The sequence below is a fragment of the Mesorhizobium alhagi CCNWXJ12-2 genome (assembly GCF_000236565.1).
GTDB classification, from domain to species: Bacteria; Pseudomonadota; Alphaproteobacteria; order Rhizobiales; family Rhizobiaceae; genus Allomesorhizobium; species Allomesorhizobium alhagi.
The window spans coordinates 1-1,038 of the sequence record NZ_AHAM01000323.1; the positions used below are offsets into that span (position 1 = coordinate 1).

A 1,038-nucleotide genomic window follows, 5' to 3' on the forward strand; every position below is an offset into this window, starting at 1 on the left:
GGTGGCAACGCTCTTTCCGCCGCGCATTGCGCAGAGGCTCGCGCCGCTGCCGAGATGCGCCACGATGACACCGCCTCCCGCCTCCGGCCCATACCGCTTACCAAGCTCGGACGAGATGTAAGCGTAGGATAGCCCATGAAAGCCATAGGACTGGACTCCGGCATCGGTGAGTGCTCGCGGCAAGCCGTATGATTTGGCGATGCTCGGACGCGCCGCGTGGAACGCGGTATCGAAGCAACCGACCTGCGCCGCTTCGGGAAACAGGTTCCTCGCAAGGTCGACGACTTGAAGATTCTCCCGTTGATGGAGCGGGGCCAGCGGGATCAACCCGCGCAGCCTTTCGACAACCGGCTCGTCAAGCACCACCGGAGAGATGAAGTCCCGCCCGCCGTGAACGATCCTGTGCCCGACCGCCGCCACGGGCATGACCGGAGCCACGATCGCCCATTTCGGCCGCGACGACCTCGACAGCAGCTCCGATGTCCAGAGACTTCCTGCCGAGGCTCTTTTCCTCCGCGGCGTTCCCGGTAGACAGTTTAAGGCGCGGATTGGCGCGAAGGGACGAGACGCTGCCTTTAAAGATGAGCGGAAGGCCCTCGCGCCGTTCGAACACGGCGAACTTCAGGCTGGACGAGCCCGCGTTCAATACCAGGATCGCGGCAGTCATCCCCGAACCTCACCAGAGCCTCTCAAGGCGCAATCCACTTCCAGTCCCGCACTTCGGGCATGTCCTGCCCGTGAGCCCTGATGTAGTCGTGATGCTCGAGCAGCTTTGCCTGCATCATCTGCTTCAGGCCGGCTCCACTCGCATGCGCTGCCGGCGTCCGGTCAATGACGCTCTGTACGAGGTGAAAGCGGTCCAGACCGTTCATCACCGTCATGTCGAAGGGCGTGGTTGTCGTGCCTTCCTCATTGAAGCCGCGGACGTGGAAGTTGGCATGGTTCGTTCGTCGGTAGGTTAGCCTATGAATGGTCCAAGGGTAGCCATGATAGGCGAAAATGACGGGTTTGTTTGCTGTGAACAGCGCATCGAACTCG

Annotated in this window: 2 protein-coding genes and 1 pseudogene; all 3 read right to left on the minus strand. The window is 61.8% G+C overall.

What is annotated here, in order from left to right; genetic code table 11:
• Nucleotides 1–426 (minus strand): annotated as a pseudogene (locus tag MAXJ12_RS34835) (acetate/propionate family kinase); the annotation flags it as partial.
• Nucleotides 356–667 carry an acetate kinase gene (locus MAXJ12_RS37985; RefSeq protein WP_008840554.1) on the minus strand — a complete coding sequence of 104 codons (312 nt, stop codon included), beginning with the start codon at nt 665–667 and terminating at the stop codon, nt 356–358. The pseudogene MAXJ12_RS34835 and the gene MAXJ12_RS37985, both read right to left, overlap by 71 nt.
• A gap of 22 nt (nt 668–689) precedes the next feature.
• On the minus strand, nt 690–1,038 hold a 349-nt coding region (locus MAXJ12_RS32855; RefSeq protein ID WP_008840555.1), incomplete at its 5' end, for a phosphoketolase family protein.

What these genes read in the sequence shown, in the direction of transcription:
- MAXJ12_RS37985 (WP_008840554.1), bottom strand. Translation starts at nt 667, where the DNA reads ATGACTGCCGCGATCCTGGTATTGAACGCGGGCTCGTCCAGCCTGAAG.